This is a genomic window from Thalassospira sp. SN3W (assembly GCF_038070535.1).
Lineage (GTDB): Bacteria > Pseudomonadota > Alphaproteobacteria > Rhodospirillales > Thalassospiraceae > Thalassospira > Thalassospira xiamenensis.
Window position 1 is genome coordinate 4058561 of sequence record NZ_CP121124.1, and the last position, 21078, is coordinate 4079638.

The 21078-nt window shown below is 52.1% G+C and carries 20 protein-coding genes; 9 read left to right on the plus strand and 11 right to left on the minus strand.

Translation table 11 applies throughout. The features are described 5' to 3' along the window. Positions 1 to 7: 7 nt before the first annotated feature. The 4 genes from P8T57_RS18635 to P8T57_RS18650 all read right to left on the minus strand — a co-directional run bounded on the left by P8T57_RS18635 (position 8) and on the right by P8T57_RS18650 (position 5930). Positions 8 to 1111 (minus strand): amino acid ABC transporter permease, encoded by a 1104-nt coding sequence (locus tag P8T57_RS18635; RefSeq protein WP_007092144.1) that lies wholly within the window; start codon positions 1109 to 1111, stop codon positions 8 to 10. Between the two features lies 1 nt (position 1112). Continuing rightward, entirely contained in the window at positions 1113 to 2309 is a 1197-nt protein-coding gene (locus P8T57_RS18640) for an amino acid ABC transporter permease (protein ID WP_007092145.1), read from the minus strand. A 115-nt stretch (positions 2310 to 2424) separates the two neighbouring features. Further along, positions 2425 to 3444, minus strand: coding sequence for an amino acid ABC transporter substrate-binding protein (locus tag P8T57_RS18645; RefSeq protein ID WP_007092146.1), 1020 nt, complete (start codon positions 3442 to 3444; stop codon positions 2425 to 2427). Positions 3445 to 3977: 533 nt separating this feature from the next. After that, positions 3978 to 5930 (minus strand): acetoacetate--CoA ligase, encoded by a 1953-nt coding sequence (locus P8T57_RS18650; protein ID WP_341363986.1) that lies wholly within the window; start codon positions 5928 to 5930, stop codon positions 3978 to 3980. A 426-nt stretch (positions 5931 to 6356) separates the two neighbouring features. Here P8T57_RS18650 and moaB point away from each other — a divergent pair, with 426 nt between their 5' ends. From moaB to P8T57_RS18675, 5 genes are all read left to right on the plus strand, one after another. Then, positions 6357 to 6887, plus strand: a complete 531-nt coding sequence (moaB, locus tag P8T57_RS18655; protein WP_007092148.1) for a molybdenum cofactor biosynthesis protein B — start codon at positions 6357 to 6359, stop codon at positions 6885 to 6887. 50 nt (positions 6888 to 6937) lie between these two features. Continuing rightward, entirely contained in the window at positions 6938 to 7708 is a 771-nt protein-coding gene (locus tag P8T57_RS18660; protein ID WP_007092149.1) for a sulfite exporter TauE/SafE family protein, read from the plus strand. A 243-nt stretch (positions 7709 to 7951) separates the two neighbouring features. After that, complete coding sequence (locus tag P8T57_RS18665; RefSeq protein ID WP_007092150.1) at positions 7952 to 9013, plus strand: methyl-accepting chemotaxis protein; 1062 nt, start codon at positions 7952 to 7954, stop codon at positions 9011 to 9013. 212 nt (positions 9014 to 9225) lie between these two features. Beyond that, positions 9226 to 10032: a hypothetical protein gene (locus tag P8T57_RS18670; protein ID WP_007092151.1), complete on the plus strand. Its 807-nt coding sequence runs from the start codon at positions 9226 to 9228 to the stop codon at positions 10030 to 10032. Between the two features lie 71 nt (positions 10033 to 10103). Further along, positions 10104 to 10865 carry an IclR family transcriptional regulator C-terminal domain-containing protein gene (locus P8T57_RS18675; protein WP_007092152.1) on the plus strand — a complete coding sequence of 254 codons (762 nt, stop codon included), beginning with the start codon at positions 10104 to 10106 and terminating at the stop codon, positions 10863 to 10865. A 57-nt stretch (positions 10866 to 10922) separates the two neighbouring features. Here P8T57_RS18675 and msrA read toward each other — a convergent pair whose 3' ends face one another. The 6 genes from msrA to thrS all read right to left on the minus strand — a co-directional run bounded on the left by msrA (position 10923) and on the right by thrS (position 16774). Then, entirely contained in the window at positions 10923 to 11567 is a 645-nt protein-coding gene (gene msrA / locus P8T57_RS18680) for a peptide-methionine (S)-S-oxide reductase MsrA (protein ID WP_007092153.1), read from the minus strand. A 1-nt stretch (position 11568) separates the two neighbouring features. Then, positions 11569 to 11901: a hypothetical protein gene (locus P8T57_RS18685; protein ID WP_139328151.1), complete on the minus strand. Its 333-nt coding sequence runs from the start codon at positions 11899 to 11901 to the stop codon at positions 11569 to 11571. Positions 11902 to 12116: 215 nt separating this feature from the next. After that, positions 12117 to 13445 carry an SPOR domain-containing protein gene (locus P8T57_RS18690; protein WP_341363987.1) on the minus strand — a complete coding sequence of 443 codons (1329 nt, stop codon included), beginning with the start codon at positions 13443 to 13445 and terminating at the stop codon, positions 12117 to 12119. A gap of 167 nt (positions 13446 to 13612) precedes the next feature. Continuing rightward, positions 13613 to 13999, minus strand: coding sequence for a hypothetical protein (locus tag P8T57_RS18695; protein WP_341363988.1), 387 nt, complete (start codon positions 13997 to 13999; stop codon positions 13613 to 13615). 114 nt (positions 14000 to 14113) lie between these two features. Further along, complete coding sequence (locus tag P8T57_RS18700; RefSeq protein WP_341363989.1) at positions 14114 to 14575, minus strand: tetratricopeptide repeat protein; 462 nt, start codon at positions 14573 to 14575, stop codon at positions 14114 to 14116. Between the two features lie 261 nt (positions 14576 to 14836). After that, the gene (thrS, locus tag P8T57_RS18705; protein ID WP_063094030.1) at positions 14837 to 16774 is read right to left on the minus strand and encodes a threonine--tRNA ligase; all 1938 of its coding nucleotides are present in this window, start codon (positions 16772 to 16774) and stop codon (positions 14837 to 14839) included. Positions 16775 to 17160: 386 nt separating this feature from the next. Between thrS and P8T57_RS18710 the strand changes: the two genes are divergently transcribed. Then, positions 17161 to 18348 (plus strand): MFS transporter, encoded by a 1188-nt coding sequence (locus P8T57_RS18710; protein WP_341363990.1) that lies wholly within the window; start codon positions 17161 to 17163, stop codon positions 18346 to 18348. Between the two features lie 38 nt (positions 18349 to 18386). Here the strand turns inward: P8T57_RS18710 and P8T57_RS18715 are convergent, their stop codons facing one another. Further along, positions 18387 to 19064, minus strand: a complete 678-nt coding sequence (locus tag P8T57_RS18715; RefSeq protein WP_063094034.1) for a DUF599 domain-containing protein — start codon at positions 19062 to 19064, stop codon at positions 18387 to 18389. Positions 19065 to 19280: 216 nt separating this feature from the next. On the opposite strand from P8T57_RS18715, the gene P8T57_RS18720 reads away from it, so the two are divergent. The 3 genes from P8T57_RS18720 (at position 19281) to P8T57_RS18730 (ending at position 20999) form a co-directional block, all read left to right on the plus strand. Next, the gene (locus P8T57_RS18720; protein WP_341363991.1) at positions 19281 to 19766 is read left to right on the plus strand and encodes a hypothetical protein; all 486 of its coding nucleotides are present in this window, start codon (positions 19281 to 19283) and stop codon (positions 19764 to 19766) included. An 88-nt stretch (positions 19767 to 19854) separates the two neighbouring features. Next, complete coding sequence (locus P8T57_RS18725) at positions 19855 to 20649, plus strand: peptidoglycan DD-metalloendopeptidase family protein (protein WP_341363992.1); 795 nt, start codon at positions 19855 to 19857, stop codon at positions 20647 to 20649. Further along, entirely contained in the window at positions 20649 to 20999 is a 351-nt protein-coding gene (locus tag P8T57_RS18730; protein WP_341363993.1) for a DUF1491 family protein, read from the plus strand. The genes P8T57_RS18725 and P8T57_RS18730 overlap by 1 nt, the downstream gene beginning before the upstream one ends. The last annotated feature ends 79 nt before the right edge of the window (positions 21000 to 21078 follow it).

The window sequence follows — 21078 nt, forward strand, 5'->3', positions numbered from 1 at the left end:
TCTCTCCTTACCGTTGCTCGCCCTTGCGGAGCTCTTTTTCAAGATAGGCCGAATATTTGGCCATGGAGAAACAGATCAGGAAGAAAATTGCCGAGGCGAAGGCATAACCCTCGACGTAGTATTTCGTCCATGCTGGGTCGCTGCGCAGTGCCAGCTTGACGGTGCCAAGGAAGTCGAACAGACCGATGATGACCACCAGTGTCGTATCCTTGAGCATCGAAATGAAGCTGTTCACGGTCGGCGGGATTACCAGACGCAAAGCCTGCGGCAGGATGATCAGGCGCATGGACTGCCAATAGGACAGGCCAAGGCTGTCGCCGGCTTCGAACTGGCCCCGCGGCACAGCCTGGAGACCGCCACGGAACACCTCGGCAAGATAGGCCGCGGTGAACAGAATGATACCGATCTGCGCGCGCAGCAGTTTGTCGATGGTCACACCGTCCGGAAGAAACAGCGGGAACATGACAGATGCCATGAACAGAACCGTAATCAGCGGCACACCACGGATCACTTCAATATAGACAACCGAGATCGTCTTGATCGCAGGCATATTCGACTGACGTCCCAGTGCCAGAAGCAAGCCCAGCGGGAAGGCAAAAATGATGCCGATCGCCGACAGGATCAGAGTCAGCGGAAGTCCGCCCCAATAGCTGTTCTGCACATAGGTCAGGCCAAGTGCACCGCCCCACATCAGGATGGCAATGATCGGAACTCCGATCACCCACATCGGGATGATTGCCTTGCGGAAGGAAGGATATTTAACCCCGCCAAGGCTGAAGCAAATGATGCCCATCAGGACAATCATTGCCAAAAGCGGACGCCATTGTTCGTCGTACGGATAGGTTCCAAACAGAATGAGACGCAAGTTGGCGTTTACAAAGCCCCAGCATGCGCCGGTGACTTCGGCACAACCTTCGATGGAGGGCGTCAGCGTTGCATTGATGATCCCCCAGTTCACGAGTGGCGGAATAAGCCACACAAGGAATGCGATGGAGCCTAGTGTCAGGAGGGTGTTGAACCAACCGTCAAACAGGTTCTTTTTTGACCATGTAACTGCACGGGCAGAAAAAGTGCCTGTAGGAAGCGGAGGTAATTTTGCCTTATCTGCCATCTTACCTCTCCACCAGTGCCATTTTCTTGTTGAACCAGTTCATAAAGAGCGAGGTCAACAAGGACAGACCAAGATAGATCGACATGAAGATCGAGATTGCCTCGATCGCCTGACCGGTCTGGTTCATGGTCGTGTTTGATACCGACACCAGATCGGGATAACCGACCGCGACAGCAAGCGAGCTGTTTTTGGTCAGGTTCAGATACTGGTTGGTCAGTGGCGGAATGGCGACGCGCATTGATTGCGGCAGGATCACCTTGCGAAGGGCAACCGAACGCTTGATGCCAAGACTATCGGCAGCTTCCCACTGGCCGTGAGGGACGGCCTGAATACCGGACCGGACAACTTCGGCAACATAGGTTGACGTGTAAACCGTCAGGCCAATTAGCACGGCAAGGAATTCGGGTGAAACATTTGTGCCACCACGGATGTTGAAGCCTTTGAGTTCCGGTATGTCCATATCGGTCGGCGCACCGCCGATCAGATAGGCAATAAAGACCAGGCCGACAAAAATGCCCGTTCCGACAAGAAATACCGGGAATGGCTGACCGGTTTCATCCTGGCGTTTTTTGGCCCATTTTTTGATAAGAAAGATGGCAACGAAGGCGATAATCGCAGCAATCCCCATCAGGGTATAGGCATTATCGGCAACCGGAACCGGCATATACATGCCACGTGACGTCAGCAGGACGCCGGGCAGGGGTTCGAATGCGTCGCGCGGATGCGGGAACGCGTTCGGAATGACGGCATACCAGAAGAAAAGCTGCAACAGGACCGGGATATTCCGGAAAATTTCCACGTAAACAGTCGCCAGTTTCCGAACGATCCAGTTCGACGACAAGCGCGCAATCCCGAAAATGGTACCGATAATGGTACACAGGATAATCCCGAGTAAAGACACCTTTACGGTGTTCAGAAGGCCAACCAACAGTGCGGTTGCATAGCTGCTTTGTGCACTGTACTGGACCATGCTTTCACTGATTTCGAACGAAGCTTCGAGATCAAGGAAGCCATAACCGGTTGAGATGTTTTGTCGTTCCAGGTTTACCAGCGTATTGGAAACCAGATACCAGCCCGCCAATATGACAAGTCCGATCGCAATGATTTGATACAGTATTGCGCGAACATTCTCGTCATTCAGGTAATCGACGACGGTCTTGGAACGAACACCCCCCGGGGCATTTTGAGTCTTACTCATCTGACCCTCAGGTGTAGATTGTATCCAATGTAAGTGGCCTTAACGAAAAGCTCCGCCCATGCGTTCAGGCAGTGGGGCGGAGCTTCGTTAGGCGATTTTCAGCCGACGCTAGATATTAGCGAACCGGCCAAGCATATTGCAGACCACCGTCGGTCCAGAGAGCGTTCAGGCCGCGCTCGACACCCAGTTTCGCGGTAACGTTTTTCTCATAGCTTTCGCCATAGTTACCAACCTGCTTGATGATGCGGTATGCCCACTCTTCGTCAAGACCAAGAGCTTCGCCCATGCCCGGGGAAACGCCCAAAAGACGCTGGATGCCGGGGTTGGTGCTGCTCTTCATTTCGTCAACATTTGCCATCGTGACGCCGTATTCTTCGGCCTCGATCATGGCGGCAAGAGCCCAGCGACCGATATCAGCCCACTGTTCGTCACCCTGTGCGACAGCCGGTCCAAGCGGTTCTTTGGAAATGATTTCCGGAAGAATCATATAGTCGTCCGGGTTCGGCGCCATTGTGGTACGGATCGAGGCAAGGCCCGATGCGTCAGTGGTGTAAACGTCGCAACGGCCAGAGAAGAAGGCAGCGGTTGCTTCGTTGATGTTTTCGATAACGACCGGCTCGAAGCTCATGCCTTTGGCACGGAAGTAATCAGCCAGGTTGAGTTCGGTGGTGGTGCCCGGCTCGACGCAAACGGTTGCGCCGTCAAGTTCCGTTGCGCTGGATACGCCCAAGGCTTTCGGAATCAGGAAGCCCTGGCCATCATAGTAGTTGATACCAAGGAAGGTCAGGCCAAGCTTGACGTCGCGCGTCAGGGTCGCTGTGGTGTTACGCGAAAGGATGTCGATTTCGCCAGACTGCAGAGCGGTGAAACGCTGCGCAGCGGTCAACGGGGTGTACTGAACTTTATTAGCGTCGCCCAGAAGTGCAGCAGCAATGCCACGGCAAACGTCAACGTCAATACCTTCCCATTTGCCTTCGGCGTTGGCAGCGGAGAAACCCGGAAGACCGGTGTTCACGCCACACTGAACGAAACCTTTAGCCTTGATGCCGTCAAGCACAGCGCCCGCGTGGGCATTGTTTGCGGCGATGGCTGCAACAGACATTGCGCCAGCGGCCAGGATCGTTTTGATTTTCATTAGATGAGCTCCCTCATTAGCAAAGCATTCTTTATGGCTTTGGTAACTTTTATGCCACCCTGGATATGCCAGAGCAGCATATCCTACTGTCCTGTTTTTATCGGACCACCAAATTAAGAAATTTTCGGCTGGTATGTGTCAAGCCTGAAAAATTTTACGCTGGGGGCTTGTTCTTCAAATTTACGCCATTTCCTCGCTTTGGTGATGTACTGAAAAACGTTGTTTTGACGACTACAGAGCCTTTTTGCTGTTAAAAAACGCCATATTTCAAAAGGTTAAAAACCTGTTCGAATGGTCAGGTTCTGAAAAGCAACAAATCTCAAAATTTTTTTGTTGTCAGCAATGAAATGAGTATTTTTTGACCAAATGCAACTGTTGCTCAAAAAATAAACTCTGTTGCGGCGCGGAATCGACTTGCGATGTGCGCTGAAATCAAATCGGCACGCTTTATGGTTCTGATTAATCTTTTGCAAAAACGAAAGCCCCGTCGAGCACGCGACGGGGCTTTGATGTTCTGAGCCGGACGTCTCGGCTTAGCTGCGCAGTTCCGGTAAATTGGAAAAAAGTTCAAGTGCTGTGGGGTTTGCGAGTGCTTCCTGATTCTTCACCGGGCGCCCATGCACAACATCCCGGACGGCCAGTTCGGTGATTTTTCCTGACTTTGTGCGGGGAATATCGGCCACGGCAATGATCTTTGCCGGGACGTGACGGGGCGTACAATTGTTCCTGATCTGTTTGCGTATACGGTCGATCAGAAGTTCGTCCAGCTGATATTTTTCGCGCAGCACAACGAAAAGGATGACCCGAACATCGTTATCCCATTCCTGACCGATAACGATGGATTCTTGAATTTCGGGGAGCTTTTCGACCTGACGATAAATCTCGGCGGTGCCGATCCGGACACCGCCCGGGTTAAGCGTCGCGTCTGATCGGCCGTAGATGACCATACCGCCGTCATCGTCAAGCTCTACATAGTCGCCGTGGCACCAGATGTTATCGAAACGGTTGAAATAGGCTTCTTTATAGCGTGCGCCATCGGGGTCATTCCAGAAACCGATCGGCATGGAGGGGAAAGGCGCGGTGCAGACCAGTTCGCCCTTTTGATTACGGATTGATTTGCCGTCATCGTCAAAAACATCAACGGCAAGACCCAGTGCGCGGGTCTGAATGATGCCGCGCTTCACCGGTAAGACCGGACAAGCAAGAACAAAGCAGCCCAGAATGTCGGTCCCGCCAGAGATGGAGGCCAAATGGATATCGGATTTTATATCGCGATAGACATAATCGAAACTTTCGGGGGCCAGGGGCGATCCGGTGGATGTCATAGCACGCACCGTCGATAGATCATGGGTTTCCCGTGGTTTAAGTTCGGCCTTTGCCAATGCATCGATATATTTGGCCGATGTACCGAACAGGGTCATGCCCTCGGCATCGGCATAGTCAAACAATATATTGCCGCTGGGGTAGAACGGCGATCCATCGTAAAGCAGCAGTGTCGCCCCAGCGGCAAGGCCGCCCATCAACCAGTTCCACATCATCCAGCCACACGTGGTGAAGTAGAATACCCGATCGCCGGGCACCACATCGCAATGCAGGACATGTTCGGAAACCTGTTTAAGAAGCGTTCCGCCAGCGCCATGCACAATGCATTTCGGTTTGCCTGTCGTACCGGACGAAAACATCACATAAAGCGGGTGATTGAATTCGACCTGTTCAAATACGATCTTTTCCGGACTGAAGGGGGCTAGGAAATTATCGTAGGAAACGCCATTGCGAATGCCAGTCGTGTTGGCGCCATCAAAGGCATATTTGACGATGACAACTTTCTGGATCGTCGTGATCCTGTCGACAACATCGCGGACTTTTTCGCGAATGTCGTGGCTTTTGCCATTATAGTGATAGCCGTCAACCGTAATCATCAATTTGGGTTCGATCTGGCCGAACCTGTCAACGACGCCCTGAACCCCGAAGTCGGGGGAGGCCGATGACCAAGTGGCACCGATTGCGGCTGTACCCAGCATTGCGATCACGGTTTCGACCATGTTGGGCATGTATCCGCATACGCGATCACCCTTTTTGATGCCTTCGGCGCGAAGTGCCTGCGAGAATTTCGATACCGCGATATTCAGGTCGCACCATGAGATACGGGTTTTGACCTTGTCTTCCCCCCAGAAAACGAGCGCGTCGGTGTCGTCATCACGGACCAGCAGGTTTTCTGAAAAATTCAGTCGGGCATTCGGGAAGAACTTTGCGCCTGGCATTTTGTTGCCGTCAACAAGTACTGAGTCACCCCAGCTTTCTGCCTTCAGGCCGACATAGTCGATAATTGCAGGCCAGAAATCTTCCTTGCTGGCAACCGACCAGTCATAGAGCGCGTGGAAGCTGTCCAGTTTCAGGCTTTGCTTTTCGTTCACCCAGTTGCGGAACCGGGTGACATTGGCGTTTTCAACGCGCGCTGGACTGGGCTGCCAAAGCAAATCGCTCATGATGGATCCTTTGTTTCCTGCCTGTTTTCTTGCAATTACCGACCATTTTAAAGGCTCAAATCGGTATCTCTCTACCACTTTTTTACGGTGAATTATGTTGCACGGCAAGAAAAGTCATGGGGCAGATTGGGCGAAGTGTGAACTATCTTGCTGAAAGTCAAGTTTAAGAGTTTCAGGTTTTCTTCTTAGTGTTATGAAAATTAACATTAATTTTATTGGGTTTGTTGCCTTTTTTTTGAATGGAGGGTGATCGGGCTCGGGAAATTCAAGCGTTTTTCGGTAATTAAATAACCAAAATTTGCGATGTTTTGTTCGATTGTGATGTGTCGAGGGTGTGTTGTGCGGTGCGGTATTTCGAAACGGCTTGCGCTTGTCTGCATGCTGACTACTCTGTCGGAAATGAAGCCACCATCCGGAGTTGATAGCATGTCCAGAATCGATGAAAATCGCCCGTTTGTATCTGTAAATATTGCTGTTCTGACGGTGAGCGATACCAGAACGCTGGGGAATGATACCTCTGGCCAGATCCTTGCCGATCGGATCGAAGCCAAAGGTCACAAGGTCGCGGCGCGGACTATCGTAAAGGATGATTTCGACACGATTGTCTCGCAGCTCCGGCAGTGGTGCGATGATCCGAAGGTTGACGTGATCATCAGTACGGGCGGGACTGGTGTGACCGGGCGCGATGTTACGACAGAGGCCCATCAGAAGGTTTATGACAAGGAGATCCCCGGGTTTGGCGAGCTGTTTCGCTGGCTGTCATATGCCAAGATTGGCACATCGACTGTTCAATCGCGTGCAACCGCTGGCGTATCGTGCGGCACTTACATGTTTGCACTGCCTGGGTCGAATGGTGCGTGCAAGGATGCCTGGGATGATATCCTGTTCTATCAACTCGACATTCGTCACCGTCCATGCAACTTCGTCGAACTGATGCCGCGTTTGACCGAAAAGTAATCTGCCGCTCAGGTTTTAGACGAAACGATCACCTTCCGTAGGACGATTTTATGGAAATTATCACCGATCCCTTCTTTTACCTTGTCGCAATTCCGGCAGTTTTGATTGCTGGTGTGTCAAAAAGCGGGTTTGGGGGTGGGCTTGGTGTTATGGCAGTGCCACTGATGGCATTGGCGTTGTCTCCGCAGGCCGCGGCGGCAATTATGTTGCCTATATTGTGTCTGATGGATATTGCCAATGTCTGGGCATACCGGAAGAAGTGGGATCGTCGCAATATGATGATCCTGATACCTGCCGCACTTCTTGGTATCCTGATCGGTACATTATCGTTCAGCTATCTGAATGAATATGCCGTGAAGCTGATTATTGCCCTCATTGCCATCGGCTTTACACTTGATCACTGGTTTCGTGGAAAGAGGCGTGGTGATAAAGTCAAGCCTGCCAATTGGGGCATGGGATCGTTTTGGGGGACCATTGCCGGTTTTACGAGCTTTGTCGCGCATGCTGGTGGTCCGCCGGTTTCTGTGTTCCTGTTGCCGCAGCGAATGGACAAAACGGTTTTCGTCGGTACGACCGTCATGTTCTTCATCGTTGTCAATTATGTGAAGCTGATTCCGTACTGGTATCTGGGGCAATTCGGTGGTGCCAATTTCGGAACCGCGCTTGTTCTGGTTCCGGTGGCGCTTTTCGGGACGTGGCTGGGGCTTTGGGCGCATGACAAGGTCAATGAAAAGCTGTTTTATCGGGTGTGCTACACCTTGCTGTTTATTACCGGTTTAAAACTGCTGTCTGATACCGTTATCCACTTTGCCAAGATTTGAATGACGTTCTGGTGTGATTGATGCGGTAATTTTGTGTTCATCAGGTTGAATTTTAGGGCGGGAAATTTCCTTTTTCTTTTGGCGTGATTTAATCGGGAAAATTATCTCAAACGCACTATGTAAGCATTTTTTCATTAACCAATCGGGTATGAATTGCATATAAATTGCACGCTTAAGAATGATGCATAAAAAAAAAGCATCAACACGGGGTGAAACCAAATTTTGCAAGGGGAGCTTGCGGGAATGCCCGAACGAATTTTGCAGGTGGCAACAGAGATGTCGCAACTTGCCAATGAGAAGATCACAGAAATAAAAGGTGTAACCCGGGCTACGCGGACATTGGCGCTGAATGCGTTGATCGAAGCAGCACGTGCGGGGGAAGTAGGCCGCGGGTTTGGCGTCGTTGCCAACGAGGTTAAGGAAATCTCGCAGCGCGTAACCGTCATTACCGAAGAACTCGAACATATGTTTGAAAGTCTGGCGCTTGATCTTGAGCGAACGGCGCAAACGGCGCGTGGAGACCGCTTTGCCGACCTGTCACGATATGTTGTCGAGCTTATGGACCGAAACCTGTTTGAGCGGTCTTGTGATGTTCGATGGTGGGCCACAGACGCCGCGGTTGTTGATGTTTGCGAGAACCCGGACAACGGTGAAATCGCCAGCCAGACATCGCAGCGCCTTGGCGTGATCCTTGATTCCTATACCGTCTATCTTGACCTTTGGATTGCGGATTGTAGCGGCCGGATCATTGCCACCGGGCGTCCGGATAAATACCGTCTTGTCGGTACAGATATCGGTCACATGCCGTGGTTCCGCGAAGCTATGCGATGCCGGGATGGCGGGGCGTATGCGGTTGCGGATATCGCGCACAATGAGCTGCTAAATAACGCGGCTACGGCGACCTATGCGACGGCTGTTCGACGGGGCGGTAAGGCAAAAGGCGACGTTATCGGTGTTATGGGGGTTTTCTTTGATTGGGAAAACCAGGCACCGATGGTGGTAAAGGCATTGAACTTCAGCGACGAAGAGCGTGCACGCACGCGTGTAATGCTGATTGACTCGCAAAATCGCATCATCGCGGCGTCCGATAATCAGGGCGTCTTGAGCGAGCAGATCCGGTTGGAGGTCAAGGACCCCAATCGTGGTTCCTATCTGTTGGCGGATGGGTCACTGGTCGCTTATGCGCTAACGCCCGGTTATGAGACATATAAGGGGCTTGGTTGGCGCGGGGTGATTGTTCAACAGCCCCGAAATGCCATCAAAGCAGCTGATAAGCCGGGGGCAAAGCTTTCAATGGCGTCATAGGGGCGGTCGGCAGCAAAGCCAGACCAAGTAAAGCATAGCAACCAGAAAAGCGGGCACCGTCGGGGCTCGCTTTTTTGCTTATGCGCCTAGTGTTCGTGAAACATCTTAAAATTGGTTCCTGCTTGCGCAGGCTGGAAAAAGGAGATAGCGGTAAAATATAATATTGCGACAATTCATCGATGAATTGTTAAAATAAGCCGCGGGAGGTTACCTTGACGTTGCTGTTTGCCAAGCTTGCAGTATCAATTTCTGTTGTGCTGGGGTTATCCATCCTTGCGGAGCGTACAGGCCCGCGTGCCGCCGGGGTACTTTCCGGATACCCGCTTGGAACGGCGATCCTGCTTTATTTTATCGGGCTGGAGCAGGGCGTTGTGTTTGCGACAGAAAGCGCCGTCTATGCCCTGCCGGGGCTGATCGCAACACTTGCCTTTCTATATGCCTATTACCTGACGTCACGGTTGTTGTCAGACCGCCGGATGATATTGCAGATACCGGCAAGTTCCGTCGCGGCCTTTGGCGCATTCATGTTCGTTTCATGGATTTGCCAGCAGATCCAGTTTACCCGGATTTCAGGTGCCGTTACCCTGTTGGCTGCCATGATCGTCGCTCTGATACTGTTTCGGGGGATCGAGAATGTTCGCATATTGAACCGGGTGCGATTGACCCGACGCATCGTGCTGTTTAGAGCTGTTCTTGCCGCACTGATTGTTCTTGGCATCAGCGGTATTGCGGCATGGATCGGACCGAAATGGGCCGGGCTTTTTTCTGGGTTCCCGGTGACGCTTTATCCGATGATGCTGATCCTGCATGCATCTTATGGCATTGGTCCATTGCACACGGTAATCCGTAACTTCCCAAGAGGTATGGGATCGCTTTGGATTTATATTCTTGCGGTGACGTTCACGTATCCGGTTTGGGGTATTAATGTTGGTACATTGCTTAGCTTCGCGGCAGCGACAGTTTATTTGATCGCTTATTCCACTTTGGTCTGGATGCGCGAAAAGTCCGTGCGTGTCTGAAGCCGATCCCATAATATTACAATATATCAGTTCCCAAGGCTCCAAAGCCTGCGACCGGAAGGATGATCTGCATGCAGCAGGTTCAGTCATTGGTAAGGGCAATCAGCATTCTGAACACGCTTGCGGATAGCGAGTACGGGATGACCTTGACCGAAATCGCCCATCAGGTGCATTTGCCGCCCTCTACCGTGCACCGGTTATTGACGACGATGCAGCATGAACGCTATGTCACATTCGATGGTGAACGAACGCTGTGGTCGATTGGCGTGCAGGCGTTCAGTGTGGGTAATGCCTTTACGAAAAACCGTAATCTTAGCCAGATCGCGCGCCCCTATATGCGCGCCTTGATGGAAGACAGTGGCGAAACGGTCAATCTGGCTGTGGCTGATGGCGGCGAAGTTATTTTCCTGTCGCAGGTGGAATGCCGCAAGATGATGCGGGCATTGGTAACGCCAGGCCGCCGGGCGCTGATGCATTGCTCGGGTGTGGGGAAGGCGCTGCTTGCATTTCTGCCTGATGAAGAGGTGAATGCGGTAATCACGCAGCATGGTCTGCCAAAAATCACCGAACGTACACTGATCAGTGCCGATACGCTGAAAAGTGATCTGAACCGGTCAAGGCAGCGTGGATACGCACTTGACGATGAAGAACATGCCATTGGCTTGCGCTGTGTAGCAGGCGTTGTACGTGATGAGACAGGACTGCCGATTGCGGCACTATCCCTGTCGGGCCCCGCTGCCCGCATACCGAACGAACGGATTGAACAGTTCGGATTGAAAGTCCGGCGGGTTTGTGCAGATCTTAGCCGTGAATATGGCGGCAAACCGGTGTAAGATGATCAGCCCGCATTGATGTTCATGCAGGCTGATCTTTAAACCTTGTATTGCGTTTTACATTCCCGGGCACGAAATGCCGGTTCCGCCAAGGCCGCAGTAACCATCCGGGTTCTTGTGCAGATACTGCTGATGGAAGTCTTCTGCATAGAAGAATGGCGGGGCGTCTTTGATTTCGGTTGTGATGGCATTCCGCCCGGCGGATTTGAGCGCATCAAGATATTGTTTTCTCGACGTCTCGGCGGCTTCTTTCTGTGTGTTGTTCAGGGTATAGATTACCGACCGGTACTGTGTGCCGATGTCATTGCCTTGGCGCATGCCCTGGGTCGGATCATGGTTTTCCCAGAACAGACGCAGCAGCGTCTGATATGAAATCACAGCCGGGTCATAGACCACCTGAACAACTTCCGCATGGCCGGTCATACCGCTGCAGACCTCCCGATAGGTCGGGTTTTCGGTGTAACCACCTGCGTAACCTGCGGCTGTGGTATAGACGCCGTCCTGTTTCCAGAAAAGACGCTCCGCCCCCCAGAAACAACCCATGCCAAATACAACCGTTTCAAGGTTGTCTGGGAACGGACCTGTCATCGGGTTGCCTGTAACCACATGGCGATCTGCGACTTGCAATTTCTCGGCGCGACCGGGCAGGGCGGTTTCGGCAGACGGGATAGAGACTTTTTCTGGGGCGATCGAAGAGAACATGTCAGAACCTGCCTTGAGTTAATGGACTGAGTTGCAATTTAACCCAGATTGATGCTTTGGCAATTGCCTTCACGGTAAATTGTCTTCGAACATTCTTTTGGTAAGGGCCGTGCGGGACGCGATAATAAGAATCCTGCATGTCATTATCGCTGGAAGCCGCTGATTTGCGACGCGCAAGACATTTGAAATCATCCTTGCTGATTGGTGGCGGTGTAATCAACCTGTTCATCGGGTTCGTATTCCTGCCTCTGCCGCCCCCATTTTTCGGGATGGTTTTTATTGCGATTGGCATCCCGATGCTGGCGGCCGGGTCAAAACGCACAAGGCGTTTCATCCAGTATTTGCGTTGGCGATATTACCGGCACAACACCAGAATCGAGGCGGTTCTGAAGCGCCTGCCGGGGTTTCTTCGCAGGCATGGCCATAAGACAAGGCCGGAAGCGCTTCATCGACACCGGTCATTCGGTCACTGGGCAGGTAAAGCATCCGGGGCGAGTATGCCACCCGACGATAAATCAAAACCCTGAAGCTTTTTCCGAAGATGTGATTTCAGGGTTTTATGTGACGGATCAGACAGTCAATTCCGGCGCGTTTCAGGCCGCCACACGCTGATTGTGCTTCGGACTGGCTGGAGTACTTTCCGGTCATCAGACGGAAAAACAGACCTTGACCTTCAATCGCAATGCTTTGGACCTCGTGGCTTGCGCCACGAAGGATGCCGTTACCCATGGTTTCAAATTTCAACCAACGGGATTCAGCCATTTTACGCGAACGATAGGCCGCCAATTGCACCGCGTAATAAGAAGAACTGCTTGTTTGAACCGGTTGAGACGCTTCTGGCTTGGGTTCCGGTTCACGGATCGAAGGTGCAGGGGCCTCAGCAATCTTTGCTGGCTCGGTTGGAATTTCCGCAGTGCTCTCTTCAGCTTGGGCTTTGTTTGACACATCCACCATTGGAACTTCGATCAAGGTGCTTTGTGATGCAGATGTTTCATCTTCCAGTTCCAGCGTGCCGCTTTCAATGGGACGCGTTGTTGAAATCAGAGCTTTGTTTGACGCGCTTGGCGTAACCGCATCGCCTTTGATCGTAGGTGGTGTCGTTGCCGCGGTTAGTGGCACTGTTTGGGGGGCAACAGACGGTGCGGCAATTTTCCTTGCTGGTCGGTCAACAGAGGTCAGGCGTGCTGTATTGCTGCTGACATCCATTTTCATTGCGGGACGCGCAGCCGTTGAATCCTCGGGCGGAATGTCGAGCGCGACAGTGTTTTTGTAAAAGTCGCGATTTCTTTGCACCGTCGGCGGATCGGGAAGTTCCGGGCCGGGCGCAACGATTGCCGAAGCAACCACCGCATCAATTTCGCGCGAGCGGGCAAGATCAGGATTGCTGATATCCATCGCCTTGATGCGCTTTTGTGCAAGGCTTGTGATCGTACCGCTTAGCATAATGCCGTTACCGCAATTGATCGAGATCGAGGCATTCGGATCGGCCGCGGTCAACCAGAGATAAAGGCGCCGCGCCTTTGCATGTTCGTTGGCAAGATCAAGTGCCATGGCATGACGCAGGTCATCGGCCGGATTGCCCTGCAGCGATATCGGTTCTGCTGCATTGTCATTCAGGGCTTGGTTCGAAACTGTCCCGGCAGATGCATTATCAAAGAAAAGACCGCAGGCAGCACTATCGATGCCAGATGCTATTGCCGTTTGCGATTGGCTGTCCGTATCGCTGATCTTGATTTGTTTGGACCCAGTTTCGTTGCCAAACAGCGGCATCATATCGTCAGAAGAGCATCCGGAGAGCAGGGGGACGAACAGTGCAATCGTCAGGCGGCCGTATTTCCAGCGCGACGATATGACGGATTTGGCGCTTTTATTGATCAATTGGCACCTGATTTCCCTTTGAGCCCCCGAAGGTCCATTGCATGGACTTCACCAATTTTGCAACCGGGCGGCACACTGTCAAGCAGTCAGAGAAAACAGATGATCGATTTATCTCAGCGTCTCGTGGGATATCGTCGTTTCGATACGATTAGCGGTGTTATGCACTATCAGCGGTTCATCAATGGGATGATAATTCCGGCAAGAAGCACCAGAACGGTAATCGCCAGAACGATGTTGACGATCCCCTTGCTAAACTGGTTGGCCACTTCGTGGCTGACGCCGGAACCCTTTGCACGTGATTTTGCCGTGCCGCCATTTCCTGTGCCACTTTCCTGACGGGTCAGGATTTTCACAACCTGTTTTTTGTCGCGTTTTGTGGCGTCGTCATATTTGTTTTCGACAACGCGAACTTCGGAATTGTTATTGTTGGTCAATGCGTTTTTCGCAGAATTGATCGCGCTTTGATAATCCGAAAGCGTTTCCAGGTCCATTTGCTGTCCGGTGCTGCGCACGACAACAACAGTATAACTTTTCCGCAGCACAGCGTCAGGCATGACCAAGTCCAATTCCATGTATTACCCACAAGAGGGGTAATACATGGCGACAAATGTGTGTGTTGCAAAGCTATCCTAACGAATAGTTTTGGAAGGTTTTTTTGCGGTGCAAATCTATTGCGGAATTTTTGCTGACAGCTCTTTGTATTCGTCGCAATCCATACCGCAGACTTTCTCCAGTCGCGCAAGGTTTTCACGCGCCATGTCGGGCTTTCCGGTCTGAAGGAACAGTTCGCCCTGATATTCCAAAGCACCCTTGTGTTCCGGATCAATCATCAATGCGCGTTCGTAGTTTTGGGACGCACTTTCAAGATCGCCTGATTTCCGCTGACTATAAGCAAGATAGTTAAGGATATCGGCATTTTTCGGATCATCTTCGAGCATGCCTTCAAGGCTTGCGATAGCCGTGTCGTATTTGCCAGCATCAATCATTTCGACGACTTCGGACAGATCGGGTGTATCGCTGCCCCAACTGTTGCCGCTGCCCATTGCCAAAGCTGCGGAGGATACAGTACCCAATGCAAGCGTCATCGCCAGCGATGCAATAAAATAACGGGTTTTACCTTTGGAATTCATTGTCGCTACCTTTTCCTTAAAAAACATATGCACCAGATACGCTGGGGGCTTGGGATCAGTTTCGGATTTAGCACAACTTTGCGTTAAGTGCAGTCACGAGTTGGTGAAAGAACTATATTCCAAAGCCCTGAATTAGGTGGCGATTGCCAAACGAGTGTTGAAACCTTTGGTTCCGCTGTGCCGTTCTGAAATACGCAAAATGCGAAGGCCCGCAATAAAACATGCGGGCCTTTGTGGTTTTGCCTTGAAGTGGGCAGGCGATCAGAAATTGGCTTCGATTACGCGATCACGGATTTCGGTCGCCATGTTTTCGGCCAGCTCATCAATCCCCATGGTTTTCTGATGCTGAAAACCGAGACGACGGACCGAGGCTGTTTTTTCCTCTGCTTCGCGTTTGCCAAGAGCAAGGATCAGCGGGATTTTCGCGTGGCTGTGTTCGCGAACCTTGTAGCTGATCTTCTCATTTCGAAGGTCAAGCTCAACATTCAAACCTTTGGCCTGAAGTGCTTTTTTGACGTCTTCTGCGTAGCTATCGGCTTCGTTGGTGATCGAGCAGATCACGGCATGAACAGGTGACAGCCAAAGCGGCAGGCGGCCGGCATAATTTTCGATCAGAATGCCAATGAAGCGTTCGAGCGAGCCAAGGATCGCGCGGTGCAGCATGACCGGACGATGCTTTTCACCATCTTCGCCCATATAGGACGCGTCAAGGCGTTCAGGTAGTACGAAGTCGGCCTGAAGCGTGCCACACTGCCAGTCACGACCAATCGCATCACGCAGAACAAACTCAAGCTTCGGCCCATAGAACGCGCCTTCGCCCGGGTTAATTTCAAGCGTCAGACCAGCTTCTTCGGCGGCTTCGCGAAGGGCGGCTTCTGCCTTGTCCCAGATTTCATCAGAACCGGCACGGACTTCCGGACGGTCCGAGAATTTGACGAGGATGTCGGTAAAGCCGAAATCCTTGTAAACCGATTTCAGAAGGTCACAGAAAATCTTGGTTTCCGAGACAATCTGGTCTTCGGTGCAGAAGATATGCGCGTCATCCTGAATGAACTGACGCACACGCATGATGCCATGCAAACCGCCGGACGGTTCATTACGGTGGCAGCAGCCGAATTCAGCCATACGCAGCGGCAGGTCACGATAGGACTTGCTGCCCATACGGAAAATCTGCACGTGGCACGGGCAGTTCATCGGCTTGAGAGCCAGAACCTTTTCCGGGTCGTCTTCATCCGGGGTCGTGGTGAACATGTTCTCGCGGAACTTTTCCCAGTGGCCGGATTTTTCCCAAAGGATACGGTCAACAAGCTGCGGTGTGCGCACTTCCTGATAACCTTCGGCATCAAGACGTTCACGGATATATGTTTCTACCTTGCGATACAGCTTCAGGCCCTTGTCGTGCCAGAAAACCGAACCCTGTGCTTCTTCCTGCATGTGGAAGAGGTCCATTTCGCGACCAAGGCGACGATGATCACGCTTTTCGGCTTCTTCAAGCATGTGCAGGTAGGCATCAAGGTCCTCCTGCGTTTCCCAGCAGGTGCCATAGATACGCTGCAGCATCTCGTTATCCGAGTTGCCACGCCAATAGGCACCGGCAACCTTCATCAGTTTGAAGGCTTTGCCGATCTTGCCGGTCGACGGGGCGTGCGGGCCACGGCACAGGTCAATGAAATTGCCCTGGCGATAGCAGGTGATGGTTTCGGTTTCCGGAAGATCGCGGATGATCTCGGCCTTATAGTCTTCACCCTTGTCGAGGAAGAATTTGATCGCTTCGTTACGATCCCAGACTTCGCGTTCGATTTTCTCGTTCCGCTCGACGATCTTGTGCATCTGCTTTTCGATCTTGATCAGATCGTCCGGCGTAAAGGGCGTCTTGCGTGCAAAGTCGTAGTAGAAACCGTTTTCGATGGACGGGCCGATCGTGACCTGCGTGTCCGGATAGAGTTCCTGAACCGCTTCGGCCATGACATGGGCGCAGTCATGCCGGATCAGCGGCAGAACTTCCTTGTGCCCCTTGGTCACGATTTCGATGGCGGCATCAGTATCGATTTCGCGCGACAGGTCGCGCAATTCGCCGTTAACGATGATGGCAAAGGATTTCTTTGCCAGCGAGGGACTGATGCTTTTGGCAACATCGAAACCCGATACAGGGCCGTCAAATTCGCGTACGGCGCCGTCCGGAAGGGTGAGGGCAATCATGTCTGGCTCAACTCTGCTTTATCTGCGGGCATAAATGTCATGTGCGCATTTTTCAAACCCGCATGTTTACGCGGGCTTTAGGCACAAGAAAAGGAATTTCAGGATGAGGTCAAGTTCGCTCTTTGAAAAAAGCGACCGGGGAAACAACACAAAAAGCCGCGTTGCCCGAAAGACATGCGGTGATTGTGCATTCCATCAATTTATTGTCGGCCATGCCGTGCATTGATGCTATCCCGTTAATTGAAAAGCCAATATAGCATCAAAAGAGAGCAGGGCAAGCCGTAACCCGGTTAAGATTTCACAGCAGTTCCTTGTTCTTGTAGTTTGAAAAAACACCAGATTGAAACGGCGCCGCCACGCCAGAGCCTGATGAAGGTACGTCCCATATGTCCAGTCCCGAAGTGCGCCGAAATGTTCTGTTTTTAAGTTTATGTGTTGCCCTGTCGGCCAGCGCGATGTCACTGCTGTTTACGGTTGCAGCCGTAATCGGTTATTCGCTGGCGCCAGATAAATCACTTTCTACGTTACCGGTTGCATTCACCATGATTGCAATGATGGCGACGACCGCTCCGTCGGCATTGATTATGAGCAGGTTCGGTCGCCGTGTCGGGTTCTGGATCGGATCTGGTATCGGCATGGTAGGTGCCGTGGCAGGCATGGGGACGGTCTATTGGGGGAATTTCTGGTTGCTGTGTGTAGCTTGCGCCTGCATCGGGTCTGCCAATGCCATCGCCATGCAATATCGTTTCGCCGCAGCCGAGGCCGCCCCGCCAGAATTCCGTTCTCGTGCGATTTCACTAACCATGCTGGGCGGGCTTGCTGCTGCCTTCGTCGGACCAAACCTGGCAAGCTTTGCACGCAACTGGTTTGATACGGTGCCATTTCTCGGAACTTTCCTGGCACTGATCGGGATTCAATTTCTGCTGGTTCTGGCGATCAGCCAGTTGCGCCTTCCTGATATGCGCGGCACCAAGCATGATGAACCGCCGCGTCCGCTCAGAGTGGTGATAGGGCAACCTGCCGTGATCGTTGCAATGATTGCCGGGGCACTTGGCTATGCGGTCATGAGCTTTGTCATGACGGCAACACCACTTGCGATCCTTGATTGCAATTACGAGTTCGGCGATGCCGCCTTCATCATTCAGTGGCATGTGGTGGGTATGTATGCGCCAGGTTTCTTTACCGGCAACCTGATCCGCCGGTTTGGTGCCCTTGGCATCATTCAGGTGGGGGCGGTGCTGAATCTGATCTGTCTCGCATTCGGTTTGGCAGGGGAGGATTTGATCGACAATTTCTGGCCGTCTCTTGTGTTGCTTGGGGTTGGATGGAATTTTATGTTCGTTGGCGCGACCACCTTCCTGACCGAAAACTATCGTCCGGCGGAGCAGGCCCGCGTACAGGCGATCAATGAATTTGTGGTGTTTGGTACTGTTGCCATTGCATCATTGTCAGCTGGCTCGATATATGCTGGGGCGGGATGGTCAACCTTGCTGTATTCGGCGGCCTTGCCGGTTGGGTTGGTGATGTTGGTGCTTGCCGGATACGCGTTGCGCCGCCGTTGTCAACCAGCTTGAAAAATGCAAAAAGGCCACTTGATGCGGCCTTTTTCGTGTCAGTGATGCCCGGCAAGAATATCAAGTGCGTGGGACCGAAATTCCCGATTGTATAAAACCAGCGTAACCCATGCGGCGCCGATGATGAACGCGACCGGATGATAGAACCACGCAAGTGCTGACAGCGCGAAGAAATAGGCGCGAATGCCGCGATTGAAATTGTGCGCTGACATCATGCTCATGCGTGATGCCCGGGCGGCTGCCCGGGCCGCATCCGGTGCGCTTGGGTCCGGGGCGGCACCGATCAGGATCGAACAATAGTTCGACAGACGGAATGCCCATGTGAACTTGAAGAACGCATAGATAAAGATCAGAATCAGCAGCACGACCTTGCATTCCCAGACTGCTGCCGTTGTTTCGACGGCAAAGGGCAGGGCGGATACCGTTTGGATTGCTTTTTCGGTGTAGCCAAGAAGTGCGATCAAACCAATCAGGACCAGAATGGTGGTCGATGAAAAGAAACTGATGCCGGTGATCAGGTTACCCGCGATGGAGGTATCAACCATGCGCAGATTGCGTTGAAGCATCTGTTCCATCCAGCGATGCCGATTGCGCGCCATATGTGCCGAAATCGAATTACGCCGTCGCGAACTCGCATCGGCAAAGATGGTATAGCCCACCCACCAGAGTAATGCCCAACTAACAGCGGCAATGTCGAGTAACGTAAATTCGGGCATAATGTGATCCGTCTTTAAATTCGTTTCGACCGTAAAACACGGCGGCCTGTAACTTCATCCTACTGAGGATACATGTTTCTTCGCAATTGGGTTTAATGTTTCCTGTATTCATTCCGATCTGTGATCCATGCATGTCTGATCCCTATTGACCCGGTGCGGGTTGTGTTTTTCACCGATACAGAGTATGAGCGGCGCAAATTTTCACTGGAGAGCGACATGAGCGACCTCGAAAACGATCTTGGCGAAGACATCGACTTCGAAGAATTCGAAGCGCACACCGAACAGCTTCTGGCCGAAGGCCGTAACAAGGACGATCTGTTCGAATTTATCGGTTTCATGAACATCAATGAAGTCGGCACGCACATGATCGCGGCCGAGATGGTTCTGGACGAAGATGCCATCGACCAGATGAGCAAGACGCTTCGCAAGCTTGATGTTGATCTGGGCCCGCTTGGTGAATTGACCGGTGGTCTTAAAGGCGGCGAAGACGTCAAACGTGCGCTTGCGGCTCTGTTCCTTGAATTGGTAGAGCTGTGCGAACTTGATGAAGACGATGAAGATGCCGGGGATCTTTCCGAAGAAGCGCTGGTGCTTTTGAATTTCGTTAAACGCTTTAATCCGCAGATGCGTCGCCTGACGGTGGCACTGACCGATACCGATGATGACGATGTCGCGTGCGAGTACGAAGTCACCAACTGGTAAGTCTTGGGACTTGCCCTTATGACAAAATATCATGTAGGCAAAGGCAGGGTGTTTTCATCCTGCCTTTTTCTTTGCCGGAGCCACCATTGTGACCACAGCCATTCTTGATGACGCGTCTGCACGTTTTCAGTCTTATCTTGATCGTTACGCAAAGGGGCAGGAACCGGTGGCGGATGCACCGCGACTTCGCCAATGGATCATTGATCATCAGGTTGATTTCGCGTCGGTCTTGGATTGCGATCTGAAAAGCTGTGCTAAAATCGTTTATGACTTTTCAAGCAATGGCGATGTGGTGATTGGTGGTACCAGCGATCCGGCGCGCCAGACCGAAATCATGTGGCAGCAGATGGCGGATGCCAACGCGCCGGTAGGTGTCGGTCGTTATCGCGAAGACCGGATATGTTATCAATCCGATCAATTCAAAAATGATGGCGAGGCGCGCAGCCAGCATCTTGGCATTGATCTTTTCGCCCCGGCGGGTACGCCCGTTTATGTGCCACTTGATGGCGTCGTCCACAGCTTTGCCGATAACAATCTGCATCTTGATTATGGGCCGACCATCATCCTTGAACACAATCCGGAACCGGATGTGACTTTCTATACATTGTATGGTCACCTCAGCCGTGAATCGCTTGAAGGTCTTTATATCGGACAGCCCGTGGAAAAAGACCATCTGCTGTGTGCCTTTGGCGATTTCCCGATTAATGGCGACTGGATTCCGCATCTTCATTTTCAGATTATTTTCGATATGCTGGGTAAAAAGGGAGATTATTTTGGGGCGGCAAAGCCATCGGAATGGGAAATCTGGGAAAGCATCTGTCCAAATGCCAATCTGATCCTTCAAATGCCTGAAAATGTGACGGCAAAGCGGGGGGACCAGTAATGCAGCCACGGCTTAAGGCTGGCATCTGGGTTCGCGGGCAGATTGCGATCTGCCAATCAAAGCTGATTACGGCGATGGTGGTGCACATGGGCAATGAAGATGCCGGTGCGGTGCTGCTGAAGCTCAATCGTTTTGCGGCCGGATGCTATGTCTTTTCGCGGGTGACGACACTTGATGGCGATATGGGCTGGATGCAGGTGACCGGTGGTGCGGATGGTGGACGCGAGACCGAGTTCGCCTGCGACGAATACTGGCGCAAACAGGTGAAATTTGATCGCGATGTCTGGGTGCTGGAGATCGAGGATCACAAGGGCGAATACGAGCTTGATGCGCCACTGGTCGATTTTTGATGGATGAGATTTCCGAAGTGCTAAATCAAGAAGGGCCCGCAAGATGTTGCGAGCCCTTTGGTGTTTTGGCGAGCGCCAA